A 1,366-nucleotide genomic window follows, 5' to 3' on the forward strand; every position below is an offset into this window, starting at 1 on the left:
GCGAAGATGTAGAGTTATCCAGTCTCACTTCAGAAGATCAGAAAGAAAGGGTTCTAACAGTATGGAATGAGCTTGGTAGGCCAGATGGTTTGAAAGAGATATACGAAGGCTGCGAGCAGCAAATTGATTACCCTGAAATTAGGTATGCAATTAGCTTGGCCTTGCTTGAAGAGCAGGTAGCTTAATTCTTACGACTAAGATAGGTTTTATGGACTGTTTTTGAGTTGTTGTAAGGTCTTTATCGCGTTGAAGTTCAGGTCGTATTTTTGATAAAGCGCTATTAACGCCCACATATAATTTTTACTTGAGTGGTCTTTGATAGCCGTATCTAAAGATGCCTTTTCACTGAGAAAAGCTCTTTCACAATTTGATGATAACGGCGATAGTTTGAAAGAACCACCCGAACTCTCGATCACTATATCAGTTATGTTTGGCGCGCTTGTGGAGCCTTCGACTGTGGCGCATGATTTGGCAATTAGGCCCGATAAAGCAGAGTTTTTGCTCACAGATTCATTTAGGTTCTGATACTTGGAGTAGCTTGGGATACTAACTGATTCTAGGTTTAGAAGAGACGCCAAGGATTCTATATTTTGGTTACTGATTTGAACTCTGCAAAGCTCGAATTGTTCTGTCGTACAGGTGTTAATGTCTGAATCATTTCTAGTCGAGATCGAAGCTGTAGGGCGGTTTTGTATGGTATATAGCGAAGATAGTTTATTCTCAACAATTTGCTTTTCCTTTACTGGGTTAGTTGAGGAAGTAATTAGATAAGATCCAGACGGTAGTTTGTTCCAGTTTTTTTCGTCTAGATCAAAAATCGTTACAGAGCCTTCTACGTACAACTTACTTCGATTATATATAAACTGGCCTTTGCTTATAGGGTTACAGTTAGCGTGTTGGATTACGCATGTACTGCCATTTAGATCGATAATTATGGCTGCCGCCTTATTGTCATCGGTATTGCTGTGGGCTGTGATTGCGAGAAAGCTCAACACTATAGAAGATATTAAATTAGAGAATCCCTTGCTCATTTGGAACCATATAATTGAAGATAAATACATAGCGCTTAATAGTACAAGAGTACAGACTACTTTTCTTCAGTTTGTCGTGAATTTCAAGAGCGCGTTTAAGTTTTCGGTAGTTATGTGCATAGTGATTCTATGATGCGAAATGATTGTGCATGGAGTCACAAAAATATCGTTAGAAATGGATAGAATACGCCCAAATTTTATTTAAAGTTTTGAAGGTTCAAAAGGATGTAACTTATGAAGTACGGCTTGTCGTTAGTATATATATTTTGTATTACCGTATTAATTGGGTGTGCATCGTCGCAGCCTAAAATGTCGCCGGTCTTGAGAAACGCTTT

General features: G+C 38.7%; 2 protein-coding genes. One reads left to right on the forward strand and one right to left on the reverse strand.

The window, feature by feature from the left end:
* Positions 1–185: helix-turn-helix domain-containing protein (locus A3761_RS28145; RefSeq protein ID WP_197473208.1), on the forward strand; the 185-nt coding region annotated here is incomplete at its 5' end.
* Positions 186–206: 21 nt separating this feature from the next.
* On the opposite strand, the gene A3761_RS23605 is transcribed toward A3761_RS28145, so the two are convergent.
* Positions 207–1,031, reverse strand: a complete 825-nt coding sequence (locus A3761_RS23605) for a hypothetical protein (RefSeq protein ID WP_156492068.1) — start codon at positions 1,029–1,031, stop codon at positions 207–209.
* Positions 1,032–1,366 lie beyond the last annotated feature (335 nt).

This window comes from Oleiphilus sp. HI0123 (assembly GCF_001635315.1).

What these genes read in the sequence shown, in the direction of transcription:
- A3761_RS23605 (WP_156492068.1), bottom strand. Translation starts at nt 1,031, where the DNA reads ATGAGCAAGGGATTCTCTAATTTAATATCTTCTATAGTGTTGAGCTTT.